The organism is Dyadobacter crusticola DSM 16708, from assembly GCF_000701505.1.
GTDB lineage: Bacteria > Bacteroidota > Bacteroidia > Cytophagales > Spirosomataceae > Dyadobacter > Dyadobacter crusticola.
Genome location: NZ_JNJB01000011.1, coordinates 244,400 through 264,737, shown reverse-complemented (window position 1 = coordinate 264,737; position 20,338 = coordinate 244,400). Strand labels below are relative to the sequence as shown.

Genomic DNA, 20,338 nt, shown 5'->3' with positions numbered 1-20,338 from the left:
AAAACAGGCTTCCCAGAATGGCAAGCCTGTTTTAACTAATCCGTCCTCCCTTTCTTCCGTCCTCCCTTTCTAGCCCTTCACATAATTAGTCCCAAACGGCGCTCGCTGTGGTCTGGAAAGCAGTGCATTCGCTTCCTTATCTCCAATAAACTGCTCCTTTTTCGGATCCCATTTCAGCTTACGCTGCAACTTCATGGCAGTATGTGCAATGAGGCAGGCTGAGCAGGAACGATGCGCGATTTCGGCGTGACTGATCGTTTGTTTGCCGCTTTGAATGCTCTCGATCCAGTTCTGGTGCTGCTCCGGACTTTCGTATAAATGGATTTCATTCGCCTGGATGACTGAGCCTAATATCTTAGGATCGCTGGCGTAAAATGCCTTATTTTCTTTCGCAGTCGCTGCCGCACCCGGATCTGACGCAGTTACGCCTACATTCCCGCGTGAAACGAAGATCCAACCCTCAGTACCTTCAAATTTGACTCCGTTCGGATTCGTCCCGCCGATTTCCATTTCAACGCCATTTGCATATTTGGCATTTACCAGAAAATCACCGTGAACATCCCAAAGCCCCGATCCTTGTGCCGGGAAAGTCGCCTTTCCTTCTACCTCGACCGGTCCGGTCAGTTCGGTATCCATTCCCCAATGCGCAATATCAATGTGGTGAGAACCCCAGCCCGTGATCATACCGGCGCCAAACTGCTCCAAACGGAGCCAGCCCGGACGATCGTTGATATTGGTCTGCGAATGCACGCGGTCCAGCGTGTAAAATACTTCGGGCGTGGAGCCGAGCCACATATTATAGTTCAGATTTTCAGGTACCGGCATTTCGGAAGTACTTCCTCCCGCCGGATCGCCGGGCAAACCAACATATACCTTTTTCAGTTTTCCAATGCGACCATTCCGTACAAGCTCGCAAGTCCGCTTGAACTGCGGCCAGGGAGAAACTGACCGCTGCTGACTTCCCAGCTGAAATATCACGCCCTTTTTCTTAATCATATCTGCCATTTGCCGACCTTCCCTGATCGTAAGCGAAGTCGGTTTTTGCATGTAAATGTGCTTTCCGGCGACTGCCGCTTCCATGGCCGGCTGCGCGTGCCAGTGATCGGGCGTACTGATAATCACCGCGTCGATATCTTTTCTGGCGAGCAGCTCGTGGTAATCGTCATAAGTTTTTACTTCGAGGTAATTTTCCTTTCCAGTACGATCGGCATACTTTTTCTCAATCCACACTTTTCCTTTTGCCAGCCGGTTTTTATCCAGATCCGCAACCGCAATCACGTGCGCAGCTTCGTTTTTAATTACTTCCGGCAAATCGTGCGAAGATCCGATCCTGCCGAAACCGATTTGCCCGATGTTGATTTTATTGCTGGGCGCGTTTTTGCCGAACACACTCGAAGGAACAATGGTCGGGAACATGGATGCGGCGATAATGCCAGCAGTTCCCTTTGCAGTCGTTTTAAGGAAAGAACGCCTGTTCTGATCAATTTCTTTGTGATTGTCTTTCATTGCCTTTCAGGTTGGGATGGATTTTTTCGTTCGTTTACTTACTGCGCACTTCATCTTGCGGACTGGTAGCGTATGCTTTGCTGTAATTTCTTGCTTTTTGCGGACCAACAGCCCATTCGATCGCGCCTAAGATATGCTTCCTCAGATCTTCCTTTTCGTAGTCGGTTTTCTCGTGGCCCAGGGAAGTATAAACCGCCCGGCCGCCATCGTATTCATGCCACCAAACGGAAGGGAACACAGTGCCAAAGGTATCAAGCGCCTTTCCGGCTGGTTTTTGAATGGTAGTATGATCATTGACAGCCAGTACATGGAGGTTCACTGCCATTTCTTTGACGAAGTAGAATTCATCCTTTTCACGGTTCCATGTTGCTGGTAAATGCGCCAGCGCAGGATTTTTCGGATCCAGGATTTTTACTGAAAAGCTTTGTCCGGGCTCGTGCCAGAAGAACATTCCGCCGAGCATATTCTTAAACCAGCGCCATTTCCTTTCGGTACCCGAAGCAGAGTGAATTCCAAGAAAATTCCCGCCGGACTGAATGTAGCGCATCAAGGCAACGCGTTGTGCATCCGTATCAAAAACATCATTGTTTGTATTGGAGAAAATGAGCACGTCGTACTGTTTCAGATTATCATCAGTAAACCTGGAAGCGTCAGAAGTTGAATCCACAGCAAAACCGTTCTGCTTACCCAAAGACTGTATTGCGGCTACTGAAGCCGCGATGTTATCATGCACATAACCCTTCCCATTACGCGTGTAAACGAGGACTTTGACCTTATTCCATTTGATTTGCTGCGCAAAAGTCGGAGCCGCAAAGGATGCTAGCAGGAATATGAGAATTATTGAAAAGACTTTGGGGTATAGCTTCATCGTGAGTTAGTAATAGAGTGATAAGCAAGTTATTTTATGGTAGCATATCTTTCCTTTGTCACCCTGAGCGCAGCCGAAGGGAATCGTGCACTCCCTTCGACTGCGCTCAGGGTGACAAAAAGGTTAGCCCATTCAAAACCCAATCGAGTTCCCTCCATCCACCGGCAACGAAACACCCGTGATGAACTTCGCCGCTTCGGATGCGAGGAACACGGCTGCCCAGCCAATATCGTCGGGTTTGCCCCAAGTACCCATAGGTGTTCGGTCCATTGCTTTGTCCCGGCGCGAAGGGTCGCCATTCATCGCAGTGAGCATCATTGGCGTTTCGATGAAGCCGGGCGCAATTGCGTTTACGCGGACATTGTAAGGTGAAAATTCGGTTGTCAAAGCCTTCACCATTCCGCCGATCGCCGACTTGGAAGCAGTATAAGCCACTACCCGGTCGATCCCGTATAATGCAGCCATCGAAGTGATCATGATAATGGATCCCCTTTTTCGCTCGATCATTCTTTTACCGCATTCACGGGTCACCGAGAATACTGCGTGCAGGTTGGTTTGTATAATACGGTCAAAATCCTCATCGGTCACTTCAACCGCGTGCTTTTTCATATTAATGCCCGCGTTATTGATCAGGATATCGATTTCACCCACATTTGATTCTATGTTTTCAATCAGTGCAGGAATGGATTTCAGATCGGTAATGTCGTTTACGAAATAGGAGGCATGTTCCGCACCGAGCTTATCAACCGCTTCCTGTAAAACCGTCTCGCGGCGACCCGTCAAAATGACGCTGGCACCCGCAGCTACCATGCATTGAGCGATGTAAAACCCGATTCCGCTGCCTCCACCGGTTATAAGTGCGCGTTTTCCTTCCAGCGAGAATATCGCCTGGGCAGATTTTAATGCAAGTTCTTCTGGCATAGATGAGCGGATGTAAAAGTTGATTACTGTTAAAATTGCTGGAGCGACCTTAAAATACTCATTTCAAGTCCACGTAATTCTGCAAGTGCCTTCAACCTCCCGATTGCAGAATAGCCCGGGTAGGTTTTCTTATTCAGATCGTCCAGCATTTGAAATCCGTGGTCCGGGCGCATTGGCAGCTGATCGTCTGTATAACCATTATCTTTTCTGCGCTGCTCCTCTTTCACCAGCGCCTTCACCACCTCGTACATATCCACGTCGCCCTCTAAATGCGGTGCTTCGTGAAAATTCAATGGATTGTTGCTGTCGCGTTTGGTAGTTCTCAAATGCACAAAATGAATGCGATCGCCAAACTTTTCTACCATTTGTGGCAGGTTGTTATCAGCACGAACCCCCAGCGAACCGGTACAGAAAGTGATCCCATTTGACCGAATTTCGCAGGATTGCATCAGTTGCGCAAGATCTGCTTCGGTACTGACTACGCGTGGTAACCCAAGCAGGGATTTTGGCGGATCGTCGGGGTGAATGCAAAGGTTAATGCCGAATTCCTGAGCGAGCGGTGCGATTTGACCGACAAAATAATATAGGTTTTCACGCAGTTCTTTGTCACCGATATGCGCATAGGCATTGAGCAAACCTTGGAATTCAGTCAGCTCAAAAGCCTCTTCCGAGCCGGGCAAACCTAGTAGGACCGTATTAGTAAGTGTGCCGATCTCATCTTCGGACATTGCATTCAGCTTCGCCAGTGCAGATTGTTGAACCTGAGGCTCATAATCGTTTTCTGAACCAGGCCTTTGTAAAATATACAGGTCAAAAAGAGCGAAATCCTCCCAGACAAACCGCAGTGTTTTCTGACCTTCCGGAAGCGTATAATCGAGCTTAGTGCGCGACCAATCGAGAACCGGCATAAAGTTGTAGCAAACCGTTTTGATCCCGCAGGCTGCCAGATTTCGCAGCGATTCCTTGTAGTTACTGATGTATCTTTCACGGGAAGGCAATCCTTTTTTGATATCCTCATGAACCGGCAGGCTTTCCACAACCAGCCAGTGCAGCTTGGTGAATTGCGCATTCCCAGCCTCAATCAGGCTTTTACGTTCTTCAATCGCTTCTACTGACCATACCTCACCAACCGGTACCTGATGCAGCGCACTAATGATCCCGCTGCACCCTGCCTGTCGGATATCCATCAACGATACCGGATCATTCGGCCCAAACCAGCGCATTGTTTGAATCATAATTCAATCTTTGGGAAAATTGTGAGATGGATGTATCAAATCGCATTGTAATAGCCTGATGTTCTACCTGACGCAAAGAGTAGAACTATTCCCTTACAAAATTGAAAAAGCCGGTGAAATGTATTCAGCGGCTTTTTCAATCAGAGCTACAATAGGAGATCTAAATGATATTTCTTAGCAGGAAAATCTGCTGAGTCTTTTTACCGGTACTTAAATCTGCAACCAGCCTGTTGTAAGCCAGGACTTCCCCATCGTGTGACCAGACCAGATTAGCAGGCGCCTGTCCGGAGGGAGCTATTAGAGCTCTTATTCTTTGAGGAACAGCTGCATTGCCGATCTCACATAACATAATGCGTTCCTTCCAAACATAAGCGATATACCTGCCACCAGGATGCCAGCGCACATTTCCTGTCACGTCCGACTCATGATCAGTTACCTGTAAAGCTTCTCCGCCGAGAGGTGAAATCGTGAAAATCTGGGTGATGCCTTTTAGATCCTTCGCAAGAAACGCGAGTCTGGATCCGTCAGGCGATGATCTGACAATGCCACTGCATCCCGGAAACGTTGAATCGGAAGTAAAGGTAATCCGCCGCTCAACCGTACCTGCCGGGGGCATTGGAAAGTCAGTGGCAGTGCCTTCCAGCGGCCCCAGGCTTCCCGGTTTTGTAATATCGTCAGGTATGTCGACAACAAAAACTTCCGGTACCTCATTTCCTTTGCTGTCAATCACAGTCCCCAGAAAAGCCCTTGCGATTTGGAGGCTTCCATCCGGTTTGGCGTAACCGTTTTTGCCAACCCAGCTGTCGTTTGCTGCGTGGTTGATCTCGTCACTGCCAGGCCGCGGCTTCGGTACTACGCGCACCACAAGCACGCTAAACCATTCGCCCGTCACATTACCCGGACTATCCGGCACACGGACCGCCCCGATGTTCTTTGAAACACCGATAGTCCGCAAGTTGTGTTTGGTGCCCGAAGTATCTTCAAGGGCTTTCAGGATCGCATCATTGTAGGTAAACCCGATCCATTGACCGTCGCCGCTCCATTCGTGCCGGTGTGTTCCGCCGCGTAATGCACCAGGGGTAAAGGGATACATTGTATTGCGGGCATCCATAAATACCGGCTTTCCAGGATCAGAATCCCGCACGATCACGCCCGTGCGGCGCCACTGCTGATATGGATTGGCTTCGGAACAATTCGGTAATCCGTGGATAAATATTACTTCATTCGCAACGGGATTATAACTCACCGCACCAGCACCCGGCCCCCATTTCGCATTATCTGGTATTTCAAAAATCGTCCTGACTTCGCCGGTTTCAATGTTTACCTTTTCAATCCGGGCAGATTCTGGAATGCCGCCTTCGTCTGTCCGCGTGTCGTAAACCAGCCATTTTCCGTCTGATGAAAAATTGTCGTTGTTGTCCAGATCGTGGTGGTAGCTGAGATCGAACGTAAGCTGCTTTTCAGTTAAATAGTTGACCATTATTCAATATTACTTCTGTGGTGCACTGATCACGCCCAGGTATCTTCCGAGCCAGTAGGGCAACAGCCAAATATCACCTGCACTATGCTCAGACGCACCATTTCCATGATTTCTATCCAAAGTAAACATATTGGCATTGTGTCGCTGGATCGGGCGCTCGTCTGGCGGTAGTACTTCTTTGGTGGTTTGTCTGCGGAAATTAGGTTCTATCATCTCGATATCCTTTCGGTGGCTATTCTTGATCGCCCAATCGATCAGATCCAATGGATGTTCCTGCAAATACCATACTGCTTCGTTCAGGTCAAACTCTTTCGTGCCGGTCAATGCCGTGAAGATATTCCAGGCACCTTCTTTTTCGGGCCGTTCTGCTTCCCAGTGGTCAATGATAGATTCTTTGTATTTGGCTTTTAAGGTATCGTTGAATGCGTAGCGATACAATCCCCAATAGCCAATAAAGTACATTTCATCATCGGAGTGGTTCCATCCGTCCGACATATGTTTGGCGTGTTCGTCTGCGTCTGCCGGCGCTTTGCCAATCTCTTTCATCGTGCGCATCATGTTTTCGAGATAGCCGTGTTTGGTCATCAATTCGAATGCTTTTGCCTTATATTTTTCTTTTTTGGTAAAATGATAAGCGGTTTGCAGCATGGCGATAATGTTTGAAGAGTTCAGCTTCCGGTCACCCACATTTGTTGGAAAAGAGTTTACGTAAGCAGGATTCCATTTGCCCCACATGGTAGGTTTTCCGTCAAAATCGATGAGGTACATATCGTTTTTGACGATGTGTGACATCACAGTATCTATGAGCATAATCGCCTTACTTTTCAGTGCCGGATCGTCAACCAGCTCAGCCATCGCGCCAAATGCAAAAACGTGTCCGATTATCTCGTCGCTGCTTGTGGTTGATTTCCAATCCCATTCTTTCTCCGCCGAATGCTGCCATCTTTCAGGATCGTGCAGTTCTTTGATATGCCCGGAGCGCTCAAAAGACCGCGAGGGAAATCCTGGTACGGGATTTACGGTATACAACCTTTCCATTGCTTCCAGAGACTCACGGCAGTTTTGCAGCGCGTCGGGATCTTTCGTTACTGCGTACCTGAAAATTTCGCCGCCCAGATACATCGAAGTCCACAGACCGTCGTTGTCTGAATCTTCCATATTACCGGTCGCCAGATTCCCATGCTCCATTTTAACCAGCGTTGCATTGAAACCGTTACGGATGTGGCGTTTGCGAACTTGCTCTTCGAAAAACATCGCTTTTTCTTCCAGTGTCATGGACTTAAACTGAATGTGTCCGAGCCCCTTGGTGGTCAGGATCAAAACCGAATTTCCCGGGCCCGGCTCAATGTCCGTAACCATATTGCCGGGCAGCCAGCGTTCGCCGTAGTAATAATCGAACTTACCGTCTTCACGAAGTGCAAAAGCACCTTGATTCGATCCAAACCATAACTTTCCATTGATTTCCTTAACCGCAGTGATCCGCGTAGCAGGGAGTTTCTTTGCGACTGTCCCGGCCTGTTTACTAGTTTTTATGTCAAAAACTAGATATCCGTCCGAGGTGCCTACTACAATATTCGCGGCTTTATTGGCGAGTGCGAAACTGGTAAAGTTGGCACCGTCCATTAATTTGGAAAGCTTATTGTCCACTAGCGCGTACAAAGACTTTTTACCCAAAATCCAGAAAGTATTCTTGCCCGGCTGATTGATTAAATCCAATACTTCGTCGCCCGGCAAAGTACCTGTCCAGATTGCTTTGGAATCTTTGATCAGTTGCAATGCCTTGCCGTCGCTCACCAGGAATGTAAAATCGTTTCCCCCCGCTACTGTTTTTGCACTGGTTAATGTATGTTTTGAAAACAGAGTCCCGGCCCATGCATTGCTCATCACAACCGTATTGGTGAGATATACAAATTGGTTTTCATGCAGTAGCAAGTCCGTTACCTTTTTGTCCTTCATAAACCGGTAAGTATCGTCTGCTTTAACAGTTCCGGGATAGAGAAACTGGCCGCCGGATATGTGCTGCAAACCTTCTTTTGCCAGGATCTGAATATTTCCATTGCGGTCGGCGGCTACTTTCAGCAGCTTGGCTTTGGTCGTATCCGCGTAATATTTGATGCTGTAATCCTGCTGTAATGGTTTGTCTTTGTAAACTGGCTGCGCATTCAGTTTCGCTTTCGATGAACAAAGCGTGAGAGTCAGCAGCACTGAAAATAGATGGGATCGTTGCATTAAATAAGATAGGTTAAGGTAAGCGCGTCGGGTCAACGACAACATATTTGATAGACTTTTTGCCTTTTTCAGGATGGTGTGAGTAGGTCATGTGCACTAATCCATCGGGCGTCTGGATGAGCGAAGGGTAGGAGTACCCGCCTTTTTTGGATTCATCATTTTCAATGGAAAAGCTTTTCCAGCTCTTACCTTCGTCCGCGGAAGTTCTGAGCGTTAGTACATAGCGTCCGTGGTCAACATCATTTCCAAGAAAAGCCCAGCGGCCGTCTTTCAAGGCAATCAGCTCTACGCTGGCTGTGTTGGGAATGTCGGTTTTCCGGGTCGCTTGCCAGCTTTCACCCTGGTCGGTACTTTCGCTGACGTGAACGCGGGTAGGTTCATCACCGCTGTCGCGCATCATTGCAAACAGGTCGCCATTCTTTTTCCGGATAATAGCAGGCTGAATGGGGCCGCGGCCAACAATGGGCAAACCAGGCCGCCACGTTTCTCCATCATTATCTGAGATCGCCGTCATGGACATATTGAAACCGTCGGAATACAGCGGCAGAATGATTTTTCCATTATCGAGCAGCAGCGGTTTGATCCGCGTCATCCAGCCGATACTCCGTTTAGGCGCATCTTTGCTGGCTTCTATGATCATATCGTCGTATTTAGGCGCGTAGCCGGCCCAGCCAGCGGTGAGGTGAGACAGGCTTTTGAATTTTTTACCGACTTCTGCGGCAAAGCTTTCGCCTGGTTTCAGAAGGATGTTATCCTGCCATTCCCAAACCGGTGCGCCTGGTTTAAGGTAATTTTCCGAAGTTTTAAAACGTAAAATCGATTGTTCCCAAACGTTAGCTTGTACCGCAATCCACACGAGAAACAGTTTGCCTTTTGCATTCAGAAATAACACTGGGTTACAGTCCGGAATATCAGGCGTATCAGCAAGCAAAAACGGCTCACTCCATTTACTTTCGCCTTTTCTCAGCCGGGCGCCCATGATCTTGACATCGTCGGATGTGCGCTCTCCGCTTCCCTGAAACCACGTCACAAGAAAATCGCCATTGGGTAAGCTCGCAATACTGCTCGCGTGAACATGTTGCGATTGATGCGGAAAAATGAGCATTTGCTTCACGATGGCGCTTTCCTGCGCCAGAGTTGAAATGCAGAAGAAAAGGTTGAGGGTAAAAATCAGTAGTAGTTTTTTCATGATGCTATTTTGAAATCATTCCGAGGTACCTGCCCATCCAATAGGGAAGGAGCCAGAATACAGGTTCGCGCTCTACCTGCGGGTTTCCTCCTGCTGCTGTCCAGGGATTTTTGTCCCAGCGGACTGTCATTCTGATGCTGGGAGGCTGTAATGTGCTCACTTGCTCATCTTCAAGCACCGGGGTACGCACAATGCGGATATCTTCTCTCGTACGATGGTCGATCGGCCAGTCAATAAGGTCCAGCGGCGTGTCGACCAGGAAATCTACCGAGTTCTGCAGTTCGGCTTTTTGGTTAAGAGAATAGTTGTAAATGAAATTGATCAGCGGATTGTGGTCGCCTTTTCGTCTCGTAAACCATTCTTCCAAATGCGCTTTGTAGAATTTCAAACGCTCAGGATCGCTTTCACAGCGAATCAGGATCGGGTAGAGATATGCTTGCAGCACCACATCAAAATAGATAAACCAGGCCGGGTTTTGCTTGGTTACCTGCGCCACATTGTCCAGGTAATGTTCCTTTTCAATCAGCCGCAGGTATTCGCGCTGGTATTTCTCCTGCCCGGTCATGAAGTGGGCGAGCTTGATAAATGCGAGTACTTCCATGGAGTTCTGATTGCGGTCGGGTAGCCACTCCGGGTTCCGGTTCAGGTCGTCGGGCGACCATACCGACCAGCGTGTATGTGTCCCATCGACATCCATCAGATTCAGGTTGTGCGCCATCAGGTAATCCACCAGCTTGCCTACGTGCGCGGCAACGCGTTTCTTCTCTGTCTCGTTAGCCACGAGCGTATAATAAAAGTAGTAGCCAAACATGTGTCCGCACATTTCGTCGCTGCTGGTATCTCCTTTCCAAAGCCATTTTCCGTCCTTCGACAAATGCCAGCGGACTTCCACTGGTTTAAAGCGAGGCTCTTTCACGAGCTCATCTGCCTTTTCCCGCTCTGTAAATGTGCGGTTTTCGTCGTGCATGTGCTTCCAGTCAGCGGGGATTATTGTCCGGGCAAAAAAGCCGCTGGTGCCTGTAACTTCCTGCAGCAGGGTCAGAAAGCCGAATGCTTTTTTTGCATTGGTTTTGGCTTCGGGATCTTTCGTGGTGGCATATCTGAAACTTTCCATCGCCAGGTAGTTACCGGTGTATTCGCCGTCGTTATCATCATCTTCCGGCTCCCAGGAAGTTGTATCACCAGGTATTTTCAAATGCGCCTGTCCTGCGATCCACGGCGCGCGAATGTGTCTTTTCGCAAGTACGTCGCCAAAAAATGCGCTTTTTTGAGCAAGTGTCATTTTACTTAACATGATCGCACTTACTCCCTTAGGTGTGGCGATCCAGGCATTTCCGTGCTTGTCAAAAGCAATATCATTGACCTGATCGTCCAGCAGCCACCTTCTTGAAAAAAGCAACGATTTGCTTCCATCGGCACGAAAGCGGATTACTCCTTTTTGAGTACCCACCCACATCGAACTATCCGGAGCACGCCGCACAGTAGTTACATAGGTGGAGGGAATTCCATCTGTTACAGTCAGCTGCGCTTGCTTTTTACCCGCATTCCGAATGGTAACGCCGCCCAAGCCAGCAACCCACAGTTTTTGATCCGTATCAAATGCCAAACCTTTTGCATAGCCGCTGATCAGATCGTTAGTTTGGTAAAAGTGTTTAAGCTCTTTTTCATTCCAATGATATAAACCCACGTCCGTAGCAATCCAGAGCCCGTTTGCATTGTCTGGGATCACATCCCTGACAGATTTGGCCAGCTTACTTCTCTGACTTACGAAACCCGCGCCTTTATCAACCCAAAAACCATTTGGCCCGAGCACATACAGTCCACCTGCTGTTGAGCAGATCGCTGAAATGGGTCCTTGTAGTCCTGCAACTTTGGAAGCCGTTCCTTTTTCGTATTTGTAAAGTCCATTCCAGGTTCCAAGCCAGATATTCGACGCGGTATCTTCTGCAATTGCATAAGCCGGCCCGTCGTTTTCACCTGAAATTACTTTCGACCATTCGCGAGCTCCATTTGGTTTCAAGTAAACTCCGTCGCCGGTCGCAGCCCATATATTAGAATAACGATCTGTGAAAATGCGCCGAATTTGATTAGATAAAGGATTTGTGCCGATTACAAATGCGTCGTGGCGCTCCTGCCAGAAAGGCTTGTCTTCATAAAGCGCATTTGCCTGTACAGGCTCAGCCTGCTTTTTACACGAAAAAGCGCATTGCAAAACGAGCAACAGGAATGGAGCCAGGCAGACTTTAAAAGCACTCAGGTTCATGCCTCTGCGTAGTTGACACTTTCCTGGAACAGCAGCCCGATCAGTTTTTTGTATTGGGAGAAATCAGGTATGAGCAGTTGCGCACCTGCTTTGACCAATCTGGGTCGCTTGGCAGGATTGTGTCCGAAACGTTGTACTTCATTACTGGTAATACCCACCGCAATTCCGCCCGCCCGCCGGCCTTCCCGGATCTCGTCAGGTCCGTCGCCAAAAACGGCCAGCTCGTTGCCCCTTAATCCATTCTCCTGAATGATTTTCTCGATGATCATCTTTTTGGAAAACTTGGTATAATCCCGCAACGCGCCGTAAATACCGCCATCAAATAAATGCGCGTAGCCCAGCATCTCTGCTTCATGTTTTACGTCCTCGGCGTCTGTACCGCTGGCGAGGTACAGGGTCACGCCACGCGCTTTGAGCTCTTGCAGGAATGCGACTGCGCCTTTCATCGTGTAATCCTCGGTTGAGAGCTCACCTTTGGCGAGCTTGTCCATTCGCTTGCTCACCATTTCCATTAATCCGTCATTATAAAGCTCCTTGTACTGAAACTTATCAAGGATCTGGCTTTCCGGAACATAACCGAACTCGCGCACCAGCTTCACCAAACCTTCCATTTGGTAAATGGTTTGGATACCCGTGGTCTTGTGGATAAACTGCTTTACTTCGGCAGTTACTTTCTGATAAGTACCGGGGTCAATGGTGTCGTAGTGATCGCCGAGGATCGCTTTCAACATAACCGGCTCCATAATCTCTTCCCAACCCTGCCGCATGGAGCTGATTGTGCCGTCATGATCAAACACTGCATACCTTACCTGTCCCATTTGATCCAGCACGCCAGGTGCACACAGCTCGAAATCGGTTTCAGGCACATAAGTAGCACTGCGCTCGTTTTCTGCCAAGTCTGCATTATAAATGTAATCCGGCTCTTTGCTGATCAGCAGGATTTCTTCTGCGCTCGCGGTACCGGTTGTAAATAGCTTTTGCACGGTCACGGCAGCAGCGAAGTTACCGAAACGTGCGGCCTCAGCGGGAGCGATCCCGGCCGCGACACAAAGTGTAATCGCGCTGATCGCCGTGTCGCCTGCGCCAACAGTATCCAGCTTGTTCTTAAGTTGCAATCCGAGCACCTCGTGATATCCATATTGATCAAATGCGATAATCCCGCGCTCGCCACAGGTCACAAAAACTGGCTTATTGTTCCGTTTGAAAATCTGTTTTCCATATTTAATCACCTCACTTACCGGAATGCTTTCATCCGGTCCCCGCTGCAGACCTGCGAGTGAAGCGATTTCACGATCATTGGCTTTCAGGTAAGTATTTGAAAACCGGTCATTGAAATGCCGCGAATCGAGCATAACGATCTTGTCGTTGTACTTTGCAAAAAGCGCATTTGCGCCAGCTATAAAAGCTTCATTGTTGATACTGCCGGTCACCTGCTGGTTGAAGATCAATGCTTCGCATTCCTGCAATGCAGTTTCAAGCGCCGCCAGGATTTTCCGGTCAATCTCTGCATTTCTTTGATTAAAAACCCCGAAATCAATGCGCGGTTGTTCTTTGCCTTCCACAATGCGTTTGAGGTAGCAGTAAGTTGTGAATTGCTCTTCCTGGATAAACAGGGAGCTTGTATCTGCTTGAAGCTGCTGCAACTGGGCTGTCAGCTCTCTTCCCTGCATATCGTGCCCCACCACGCCGATTACCCTGATCTCAGCCGGGTTCAATGCCGAAAGATTGGCGACTACATTGCCTGCGCCGCCGGGTGTATAGTAATGCGTTGCAACGGCCTCGGTCCACAACCCGGTTTCAATGGAGATCTCCGAGCCGGATTTGTCCATCACCCAATAGGAATCCAGGCAGAAGTCGCCGTACACAGCGATTTTCACGCCTTTTATTTTTTTAAGAATGGTTGCAATGCGACCCTCGTTCATGTGATGTAAGCTCATGCGGTTTGAAATCGGTGTCATTTGTCTGCTATTATACTCTTCGAATGTGATCGCGGGCTATCTGGGTACGCCTCCAATTATCCCGACCTTTAAATAATTATTAACAAATCAATGTGACCTGCCTGGTGAATGTGCGTCTAAATAGTAGTAAGTATCAATCGAGAAATGGGATTTCGGGGAAAATGTGAAGCCAGTACTAAGCATTTATAATCAAACTGTTAAATAAAATCCCTTTGCGCAAAATGAAGATATTTTTACGCAGTTTGCGATTTGTATTTAGATGCAGTGATGTAGTTTTATCAAACATTTGCAGGACACCACTCAGAATAAAAGCTTACCGATCTTCCTGTCAGCAAAACATTTGACTGTACAGGGTGCAATTTGACCAACAAAACCTTACAGAACAGACTTAGTACAATTTAAAGAATAGTGTCAATAGGATGTTCTTATAGTGTTAATTATTTGAAATTTACCAAGATATAATATTTTTAAATACACCCTTTTTCTATATACAATAACCCTGAACTGCCGTGGCCTACCCTGACGAAAACACCCTCCGTAAAGTAACCGAAGGCGATGAAGCTGCATTTGCCGAGTTGTACAACCATTTCAAATCTCCCGCGCTGAGATTTACCGCCTCTTTGCTCAAAGATGAAGAAGAAGCTGAAAACATGGTTCAGGATGTATTTATCAAGATCTGGGTCAAGCGTGCGCACATCAAGCCCGATTATAACTTCAACTCCTATTTGTTTACCTGTCTGCGTAACATGGCTTTTGACCACTTCAAAAAAGTAGAAAAAAGCGAGCAGCTGCGCAGGAATTATATGGAGGCGATCAAAGCGGCAGGCGATGAAGAGAAAGAGGAAAATGAAAGAAGGCTGAACTTGGTACAGGCGGCCGTCGATTCACTTTCTGTTAAAAGAAAGCAGATCCTGAAACTGAATATTGAAGAAGGTAAATCCTATCAGGAGATTGCCGAGTTCCTGCGGATATCTAAAAATACTGTAAAAAACCAGCTCGTTAAGGCAAAACAGATCTTGCGCGACAAGGTTGATTTTGCTACAGTTTGAAAACACTGCATTCCTAAATCCAACAAAAAACCAGAAGCCTGCCGGTCTCTGGTTTTTTGTTTATACGTAAGGTCTGTTATTTCAAGTCGGCTAGTTTCGTGAGTCCGATCGACTTCAAAGCTTCTTTTAGATCGTCCATTGTTACATTCTCACCTTCAACGTTTACTACATAACGATCGGCAACAAGAATATTGATTTCGCCTGATTTGCTTTGCGTATTGTATCTTTCAAACGCTTTATAACCGTCCAGTGAGGTTGTTTTTTCATAACCATCGGCGGTTTCTTTGTCAATGTCCGCCATCGACCAGGTTGCAAGCGCCATTGTAGAAACGCCTGCGATGCCTCCGGTATCTACAATCTCCACTTCAAGACTTGAGTTGCCGCTTTCGTACCTGGCCTGGGCAGTAGATACGGTAAAGCCCATCGCGCCTGACTTTTCGCCACCGGATTCAATGCGTTTAAGCCCGATCAGTTTGCCGGGAAGTAAGTCTTTCAGCTTTCTGAAATCAACAGGATCTACAGTTTCGCCGTTTCCCATTGCCTTTGCCTTGTCGGTTATCGCCTGTAAAGTGCCCGACGTTGTGCTGGTACTATCGGTTTCTTCCGCATCGTTATCTTCCTTGCTGCAGCCACTGAAAGTCAGAGATGCAGAAAGCAGCAATGCGAAGATCTGTTGCGTTTTCATCGTGCATTAACGGTTTGGCCTCACAGGAATATGCTGATTGCCATCTGCTTGCTGAAGCGGATCTTTGCGGGACTGAACAATGAAGTAAATGCCCAGTAATACCGCCGGAATGCTCAAAATCTGGCCCATATTCAGGGCGTAATTGTTCTCGAATGCTTCCTGGTTTTCTTTCAGAAATTCATAAAAGAAACGCAGCGTAAATACCCACACCAGAAAAACACCCACCATTAAACCTCTTGGCGTAGCGGCCTTGTATTTGTTCCAGATCCAGAAAAGCACAAAAACGAGTATGAAGCAGGAAATGGATTCATATAGCTGTGCCGGGTGACGGGGTATCTGACGGAATTCGGTATTATTCAAGAAAACAAAGCCCCACGGAAGATCTGTCGGCTTGCCCACAATCTCGGAGTTCATCAGATTGCCAAAGCGGATGAATGCACCTCCCAGCGCAGCTGTGATAATAATGCGGTCGATTACGTAGAAGAAAGTTTGTCCGGTACCCCGGCGAGAACGCGCATATAGCCACAATCCGATGATCACACCAATAGCCGCACCGTGACTCGCAAGCCCGGAATAAGGAGGTATAATGACTTCCAGGGGATTTCTGAAAAGCGTTTCAGGCTCGTAAAATAAGAAGTGCCCGACCCTTGCGCCAATTACAATTGACAAAACCATGATCAGCGTCAACGAATCAATATCTTCCAGCGAGCGTCCTTCTTTTTTGAAAATGTAAATGACGATCTGCTGGCCAACCAAAAAGCCGAGGGCGAAAAGCAATCCGTACCAGCGAACAGGGAAGGGGCCAAGTCCAAAGACCTCGGGTATGGTAAATATTTCGGGACTTGCATCCCAAAGAATGTACGAAATCATGCTAAAGGGTGTTATTTTTCAAAGATACTATTTTGAGACAAGAAGATAAATGAAATTTTTACTCATAGGATTGGTCCGGATTTACCAGGGAGTACTCTCTCCGTACCTGCCCAATTCGTGCCGTTACACGCCGACCTGCTCGCAATATATGGTGGAAGCTGTGCAGAAACACGGCGCTATAAAAGGCGGCTGGCTCGGCTTAAAACGACTGTCCAGGTGCCACCCCTGGGGAGGCCACGGCCACGATCCCGTACCCTGATCAGCCGATTGCGACCTTCCTCAGAATGGAGTCGATGATGGTCATTGTCTTCACGCCGTCGGCTTCGGCCTCGTAGTTAAGCAATATCCGGTGGTTCATAATATCGGGGGCGAGCTCTTTGATATCTTCCGGCAAAACATAATCCCGGCCCTCCAGGTAAGCCAATGCTTTGGCGGCGCGGTTAAGGTAGATTGTCGCTCTTGGAGAAACACCAAACTGAATGTACCTGGCTTCATCACGCAGGCCGTAATCCAGCGGGCGGCGGGTTGCAAACACCAGCTCGATAATGTACCGCTCCAAAGTGTCCGAGATGTTCACCTTATTCACATTGTCGCGGATTGCGAAGATATCCTCTTTGTTCAGGATCGGCCTGATCTGGTAGTCATAATTGATATCCGACATCCGCCGCATTACTTCCAGTTCTTTGGCTTTATCCAGGTAATCGACATAGACTTTCATCATAAACCGGTCGATCTGGGCTTCGGGCAGGGGATAGGTACCTTCCTGTTCTACGGGGTTTTGGGTTGCAAGTACGACAAAAGGGCGGTCGAGCAGGTAAGTCTCATCTCCGATCGTTACCTGTTTCTCCTGCATTGCTTCCAGCAATGCAGACTGCACTTTGGCCGGAGAACGGTTTACCTCATCGGCGAGGATCAGGTTGGAGAAGATTGGTCCTTTTTTGACTTCGTAATCGCCAATTTTTGGTTTGTAAATCATCGTACCGATCAAATCGGCGGGAAGCAAATCCGGGGTGAACTGGATCCGCTTGAATTCAAGGTGAAGCACTTTCGCCATGACGTTGATCGTCAATGTTTTGGCAAGTCCGGGAACTCCTTCCAGCAAAATATGCCCTCCTGTGAAAAGCCCGATCAGCAGCCGGTTCAGCAGCTTATCCTGCCCCACCACTACCTTTCCCATCTCGTCCAGTACTTCCTTAATTTTTTCTATATACATCTATTGCAGTCATTTACGGCATGCTTAACCCCAGATCGCACGTACAAACCGGTCTTTTCCATTGATATCACGCAGGATCTCTACGTTCCGGTAATTTCTTTCTTCAAATACCTCTTTTGTTTCCGTACCGAAATGCTCATTGATTTCGACGTAGCATTTTCCGGCTGGTTTCAGGTAATGTGTTCCAAAATCAGCGATGGCCTTGTAAAAAAGCAAGGGATCGCTGTCTTCTACAAACAGTGCTTCGTGGGGTTCAAAGCGGAGTACATTGGGCCGCATATGCTCCTGCTCGGAGTAGGTCACATAGGGCGGGTTACTTACGATGCAGTCAAACTGGGGGATATCTCCTGACAATGGAAGTGTCATGTTCAGCATATCCTGCTTGGCAAACTTTACATCTGCGATCAGCTGTCGCGCGTTCTCTTTCGCTACTTCAAGCGCTTGGTCAGAAACATCCCATGCATGAACAGATACATGCGGCAGGAAGCGCGCGAGCACGATTGCAATACAGCCGCTGCCCGTTCCGATATCCAGGATCGAAATGTCTTTGTCCGGCTCCGCATAGTCACGGGTTACCATTCTGACAAGTTCCTCGGTTTCAGGTCGCGGGATCAGCACGGAAGATGAAACGCGGAATTCCAGTCCGCAGAACTCGGTGGACCCGATGATGTGCTGAACCGGTTCGTTGTTGTTCAGGCGGGTAATAATATCTTCCCAATCGGGTTGCGCGGCGTTTTGGGGGATCGGGCGATCCACCAGTACATCGATGTTACGAAGGCGCATATAATGCTCAAGGAGCATGAATGTGATTGCCTGGGCTTCTTTTTCGGGATATACTGTGATCTTTTTTACAATATATAAATATAGCTGGCGTGCCGAAGTCATTTCAAATGGTTTTTAATGCAATGTCGGAAAGTTAACAAATAATAGGAACTCGCGAAAACTGTGTTTACACTCACCTTTGTATTTTTGCCGGATGGATACGGATAGCAAATGGATGCAGCGCGCATTGCAGCTCGCAGAATACGGGCGGGGAACTGTTAGTCCCAACCCGATGGTAGGCTGTGTGATTGTACATAATAATCTGATCATCGGTGAAGGCTGGCACCGGCAATACGGCGGCCCGCACGCCGAAGTACGCGCCATTGAAGATGCAGATAGCAAGGGAAACGGGCATTTACTGCCAGAATCTACTGCTTACGTTACCCTGGAACCCTGCTCCCACGTTGGCAAGACGCCGCCCTGTGCCGATCTCCTGATCGCCAGGAAGCTCAGAAAAGTAGTGGTTTGTAACCTCGATCCTAATCCGCTGGTTTCCGGCAGGGGTATAGCGAAGCTGACTGCGGCAGGCATTGAGGTCGAAACAGGCATTCTTGAAAAAGAAGGATTACAGCTGAATGCGCGATTTTTCACTGCTATGAAGCAGCGGCGACCTTATGTGATCCTCAAATGGGCAGAGACTACTGATGGTTTTATTGGTAAAAAAGGCGGACATCCTGTTCCGATCAGCGGGGCACTCTCCAATATGCGTGTTCACAAATGGCGGGCGGAAGAAGACGCAATCCTGGTCGGTTTTAAAACAGCATTGGCGGACAATCCGAAGCTGAATGTGAGGCACTGGACGGGCAGAGATCCTGTCAGGATTGTGCTGGACCGTTATTTACAGCTGCCGGACACACTCCATTTGTTTGACAAAACTCAGTCTACCATAGTAGTCAATTATCTGGAAGAAACGGTTGTGCCCACCGATCCGGAGCGATATTCAGACATTCACCAGGTTGCTTACCTCAAAGTTGACGCCGAGCAGGAGCAAATCAGCCAGCTGCTTGAAGCGTTATTTAGAAGAAAAATCCATTCTGTATTTGTAGAAGGCGGGACGACGGTGATCAATGCATTTCTGCAATCCGGCTTGTGGGACGAAATAAGAAGATGCCAGGGCGCGATAGAAATCGGCGAGGGAGTTGCTGCTCCCGTGCCCCGGGGCATTTTAACCAAAACTGAAAGAGTGGAATCGGATCTGTGGACTTTTTACGTGAACCGCTAAACGCTCCACAGGTTTTCCTCGGTAGTCCAGATTTCCCACGATTTTTCAGCTTGCAATTGCAGCATTTTCAATCCATTCTGGGTGACGGCGCCTTTTTCCATTCCTTTTTTCAGGAACAATGTTTCGGCCGGGTTGTATACAAGGTCGTACATAAAATGCTTTTTCGTGATCCATTCGTAAGGCAAGTCAGGGCATTCTTCTGTATTTGGGAAAGTGCCCAGCGGAGTAGTATTAATGATCAGCAAATGCGTGCTCAGGATATCTTCTGTTAATTCCTGGTAAAGAATGGAATCATTGTCTTTCTGTCTCGAAACAAGCTGAAATTCCACGTGCAGATCCTGTAAAGCCACCATAACCGCCTTGGCCGCGCCGCCATTTCCCAGCACCAGCGCCTTAAAATTACTGCACGACTCCCCGCGCCGGTCAAGCCACTCTACAAGTGACTGGCGGAAGCCATAATAATCTGTGTTAAAGCCTTTTGTGCTCCCGTCAGCATAAATCTTAATTGTATTCACAGCGCCTATGCGCGCCGCCGATGTATCATCGAGATCATCGACATAAGCGATCACGTCCTTTTTGTGAGGAATGGTTACGTTAAGTCCCCGCAAGTCCGTTTTCTTCCTCAAAAGAGCAGGCAATCCTTCAAGTGACTGCATTTCAAAAAGCTCGTAACTGCTCTCCTTTATATTCTCCCTGATGAATTTGTCCGTAAAGTAACGTTTCGAGAAGGAGTGGGTAAGGGGGTAACCGATAAGTCCGTATAAATCCATAGGTACTGCCAAAGGTCAGCTGTGAAATCGCGAAGTTAAACCAGTACCCAGCTATTTG

At 48.1% G+C, this 20,338-nt stretch carries 17 protein-coding genes; 3 read left to right on the top strand and 14 right to left on the bottom strand.

Annotation, left to right across the window (positions count from 1 at the left end; genetic code table 11):
* Window positions 1-69 precede the first annotated feature (69 nt).
* The 9 genes from Q369_RS0115900 to Q369_RS0115855 form a co-directional block, all read right to left on the bottom strand.
* A complete protein-coding gene (locus Q369_RS0115900) occupies window positions 70-1,506 on the bottom strand; it encodes a Gfo/Idh/MocA family protein (protein ID WP_031528785.1) in 1,437 nt (478 codons plus the stop codon).
* A 34-nt stretch (window positions 1,507-1,540) separates the two neighbouring features.
* Window positions 1,541-2,374, bottom strand: a complete 834-nt coding sequence (locus Q369_RS0115895; protein ID WP_031528784.1) for a ThuA domain-containing protein — start codon at window positions 2,372-2,374, stop codon at window positions 1,541-1,543.
* Between the two features lie 132 nt (window positions 2,375-2,506).
* On the bottom strand, window positions 2,507-3,295 hold the full coding sequence (locus Q369_RS0115890; RefSeq protein ID WP_031528783.1) for an SDR family NAD(P)-dependent oxidoreductase: 789 nt from the start codon (window positions 3,293-3,295) through the stop codon (window positions 2,507-2,509).
* Window positions 3,296-3,324: 29 nt separating this feature from the next.
* A complete protein-coding gene (gene uxuA, locus Q369_RS0115885; protein WP_031528782.1) occupies window positions 3,325-4,530 on the bottom strand; it encodes a mannonate dehydratase in 1,206 nt (401 codons plus the stop codon).
* A 160-nt stretch (window positions 4,531-4,690) separates the two neighbouring features.
* Entirely contained in the window at window positions 4,691-6,010 is a 1,320-nt protein-coding gene (locus Q369_RS0115875; RefSeq protein WP_031528781.1) for a DUF3748 domain-containing protein, read from the bottom strand.
* Between the two features lie 9 nt (window positions 6,011-6,019).
* Window positions 6,020-8,239, bottom strand: coding sequence for a ligand-binding sensor domain-containing protein (locus Q369_RS0115870; protein ID WP_031528780.1), 2,220 nt, complete (start codon window positions 8,237-8,239; stop codon window positions 6,020-6,022).
* A 13-nt stretch (window positions 8,240-8,252) separates the two neighbouring features.
* Entirely contained in the window at window positions 8,253-9,428 is a 1,176-nt protein-coding gene (locus Q369_RS0115865; RefSeq protein ID WP_031528779.1) for a sialidase family protein, read from the bottom strand.
* Between the two features lie 4 nt (window positions 9,429-9,432).
* A complete protein-coding gene (locus Q369_RS0115860; protein WP_031528778.1) occupies window positions 9,433-11,691 on the bottom strand; it encodes a ligand-binding sensor domain-containing protein in 2,259 nt (752 codons plus the stop codon).
* Window positions 11,688-13,628 (bottom strand): PfkB family carbohydrate kinase, encoded by a 1,941-nt coding sequence (locus Q369_RS0115855; RefSeq protein ID WP_229206855.1) that lies wholly within the window; start codon window positions 13,626-13,628, stop codon window positions 11,688-11,690. Before Q369_RS0115855 ends, Q369_RS0115860 begins: the two co-directional genes overlap by 4 nt.
* A 530-nt stretch (window positions 13,629-14,158) precedes the next feature.
* On the opposite strand from Q369_RS0115855, the gene Q369_RS0115845 reads away from it, so the two are divergent.
* Entirely contained in the window at window positions 14,159-14,698 is a 540-nt protein-coding gene (locus tag Q369_RS0115845) for an RNA polymerase sigma factor (protein ID WP_031528776.1), read from the top strand.
* Window positions 14,699-14,774: 76 nt separating this feature from the next.
* Here the strand turns inward: Q369_RS0115845 and Q369_RS0115840 are convergent, their stop codons facing one another.
* Window positions 14,775-15,383, bottom strand: a complete 609-nt coding sequence (locus tag Q369_RS0115840) for a hypothetical protein (RefSeq protein WP_031528775.1) — start codon at window positions 15,381-15,383, stop codon at window positions 14,775-14,777.
* Between the two features lie 6 nt (window positions 15,384-15,389).
* Window positions 15,390-16,253, bottom strand: coding sequence for a prolipoprotein diacylglyceryl transferase (lgt, locus tag Q369_RS0115835; RefSeq protein WP_051664088.1), 864 nt, complete (start codon window positions 16,251-16,253; stop codon window positions 15,390-15,392).
* A 49-nt stretch (window positions 16,254-16,302) separates the two neighbouring features.
* On the opposite strand from lgt, the gene yidD reads away from it, so the two are divergent.
* Window positions 16,303-16,512, top strand: a complete 210-nt coding sequence (yidD, locus tag Q369_RS28775) for a membrane protein insertion efficiency factor YidD (RefSeq protein WP_084165756.1) — start codon at window positions 16,303-16,305, stop codon at window positions 16,510-16,512.
* On the opposite strand, the gene Q369_RS0115830 is transcribed toward yidD, so the two are convergent.
* On the bottom strand, window positions 16,513-17,466 hold the full coding sequence (locus tag Q369_RS0115830; RefSeq protein ID WP_031528773.1) for an AAA family ATPase: 954 nt from the start codon (window positions 17,464-17,466) through the stop codon (window positions 16,513-16,515). It abuts the gene before it with no gap.
* 24 nt (window positions 17,467-17,490) lie between these two features.
* Window positions 17,491-18,351, bottom strand: coding sequence for a peptide chain release factor N(5)-glutamine methyltransferase (gene prmC, locus Q369_RS0115825; RefSeq protein ID WP_031528772.1), 861 nt, complete (start codon window positions 18,349-18,351; stop codon window positions 17,491-17,493).
* Window positions 18,352-18,442: 91 nt separating this feature from the next.
* Between prmC and ribD the strand changes: the two genes are divergently transcribed.
* Entirely contained in the window at window positions 18,443-19,510 is a 1,068-nt protein-coding gene (gene ribD, locus Q369_RS0115820; protein WP_031528771.1) for a bifunctional diaminohydroxyphosphoribosylaminopyrimidine deaminase/5-amino-6-(5-phosphoribosylamino)uracil reductase RibD, read from the top strand.
* Here the strand turns inward: ribD and Q369_RS0115815 are convergent.
* Window positions 19,507-20,280 (bottom strand): shikimate dehydrogenase family protein, encoded by a 774-nt coding sequence (locus Q369_RS0115815; RefSeq protein ID WP_031528770.1) that lies wholly within the window; start codon window positions 20,278-20,280, stop codon window positions 19,507-19,509. The two genes, ribD and Q369_RS0115815, sit on opposite strands and share 4 nt — an antisense overlap.
* Between the last annotated feature and the right edge of the window lie 58 nt (window positions 20,281-20,338).

What these genes read in the sequence shown, in the direction of transcription:
- Q369_RS0115875 (WP_031528781.1), bottom strand. Translation starts at nt 6,010, where the DNA reads ATGGTCAACTATTTAACTGAAAAGCAGCTTACGTTCGATCTCAGCTAC.
- Q369_RS0115900 (WP_031528785.1), bottom strand. Translation starts at nt 1,506, where the DNA reads ATGAAAGACAATCACAAAGAAATTGATCAGAACAGGCGTTCTTTCCTT.
- Q369_RS0115855 (WP_229206855.1), bottom strand. Translation starts at nt 13,628, where the DNA reads ATGAGCTTACATCACATGAACGAGGGTCGCATTGCAACCATTCTTAAA.
- Q369_RS0115815 (WP_031528770.1), bottom strand. Translation starts at nt 20,280, where the DNA reads ATGGATTTATACGGACTTATCGGTTACCCCCTTACCCACTCCTTCTCG.
- yidD (WP_084165756.1), top strand. Translation starts at nt 16,303, where the DNA reads ATGAAATTTTTACTCATAGGATTGGTCCGGATTTACCAGGGAGTACTC.
- ribD (WP_031528771.1), top strand. Translation starts at nt 18,443, where the DNA reads ATGGATACGGATAGCAAATGGATGCAGCGCGCATTGCAGCTCGCAGAA.
- Q369_RS0115870 (WP_031528780.1), bottom strand. Translation starts at nt 8,239, where the DNA reads ATGCAACGATCCCATCTATTTTCAGTGCTGCTGACTCTCACGCTTTGT.
- lgt (WP_051664088.1), bottom strand. Translation starts at nt 16,253, where the DNA reads ATGATTTCGTACATTCTTTGGGATGCAAGTCCCGAAATATTTACCATA.
- Q369_RS0115840 (WP_031528775.1), bottom strand. Translation starts at nt 15,383, where the DNA reads ATGAAAACGCAACAGATCTTCGCATTGCTGCTTTCTGCATCTCTGACT.
- Q369_RS0115860 (WP_031528778.1), bottom strand. Translation starts at nt 11,691, where the DNA reads ATGAACCTGAGTGCTTTTAAAGTCTGCCTGGCTCCATTCCTGTTGCTC.
- uxuA (WP_031528782.1), bottom strand. Translation starts at nt 4,530, where the DNA reads ATGATTCAAACAATGCGCTGGTTTGGGCCGAATGATCCGGTATCGTTG.
- Q369_RS0115865 (WP_031528779.1), bottom strand. Translation starts at nt 9,428, where the DNA reads ATGAAAAAACTACTACTGATTTTTACCCTCAACCTTTTCTTCTGCATT.
- Q369_RS0115890 (WP_031528783.1), bottom strand. Translation starts at nt 3,295, where the DNA reads ATGCCAGAAGAACTTGCATTAAAATCTGCCCAGGCGATATTCTCGCTG.
- prmC (WP_031528772.1), bottom strand. Translation starts at nt 18,351, where the DNA reads ATGACTTCGGCACGCCAGCTATATTTATATATTGTAAAAAAGATCACA.
- Q369_RS0115830 (WP_031528773.1), bottom strand. Translation starts at nt 17,466, where the DNA reads ATGTATATAGAAAAAATTAAGGAAGTACTGGACGAGATGGGAAAGGTA.
- Q369_RS0115895 (WP_031528784.1), bottom strand. Translation starts at nt 2,374, where the DNA reads ATGAAGCTATACCCCAAAGTCTTTTCAATAATTCTCATATTCCTGCTA.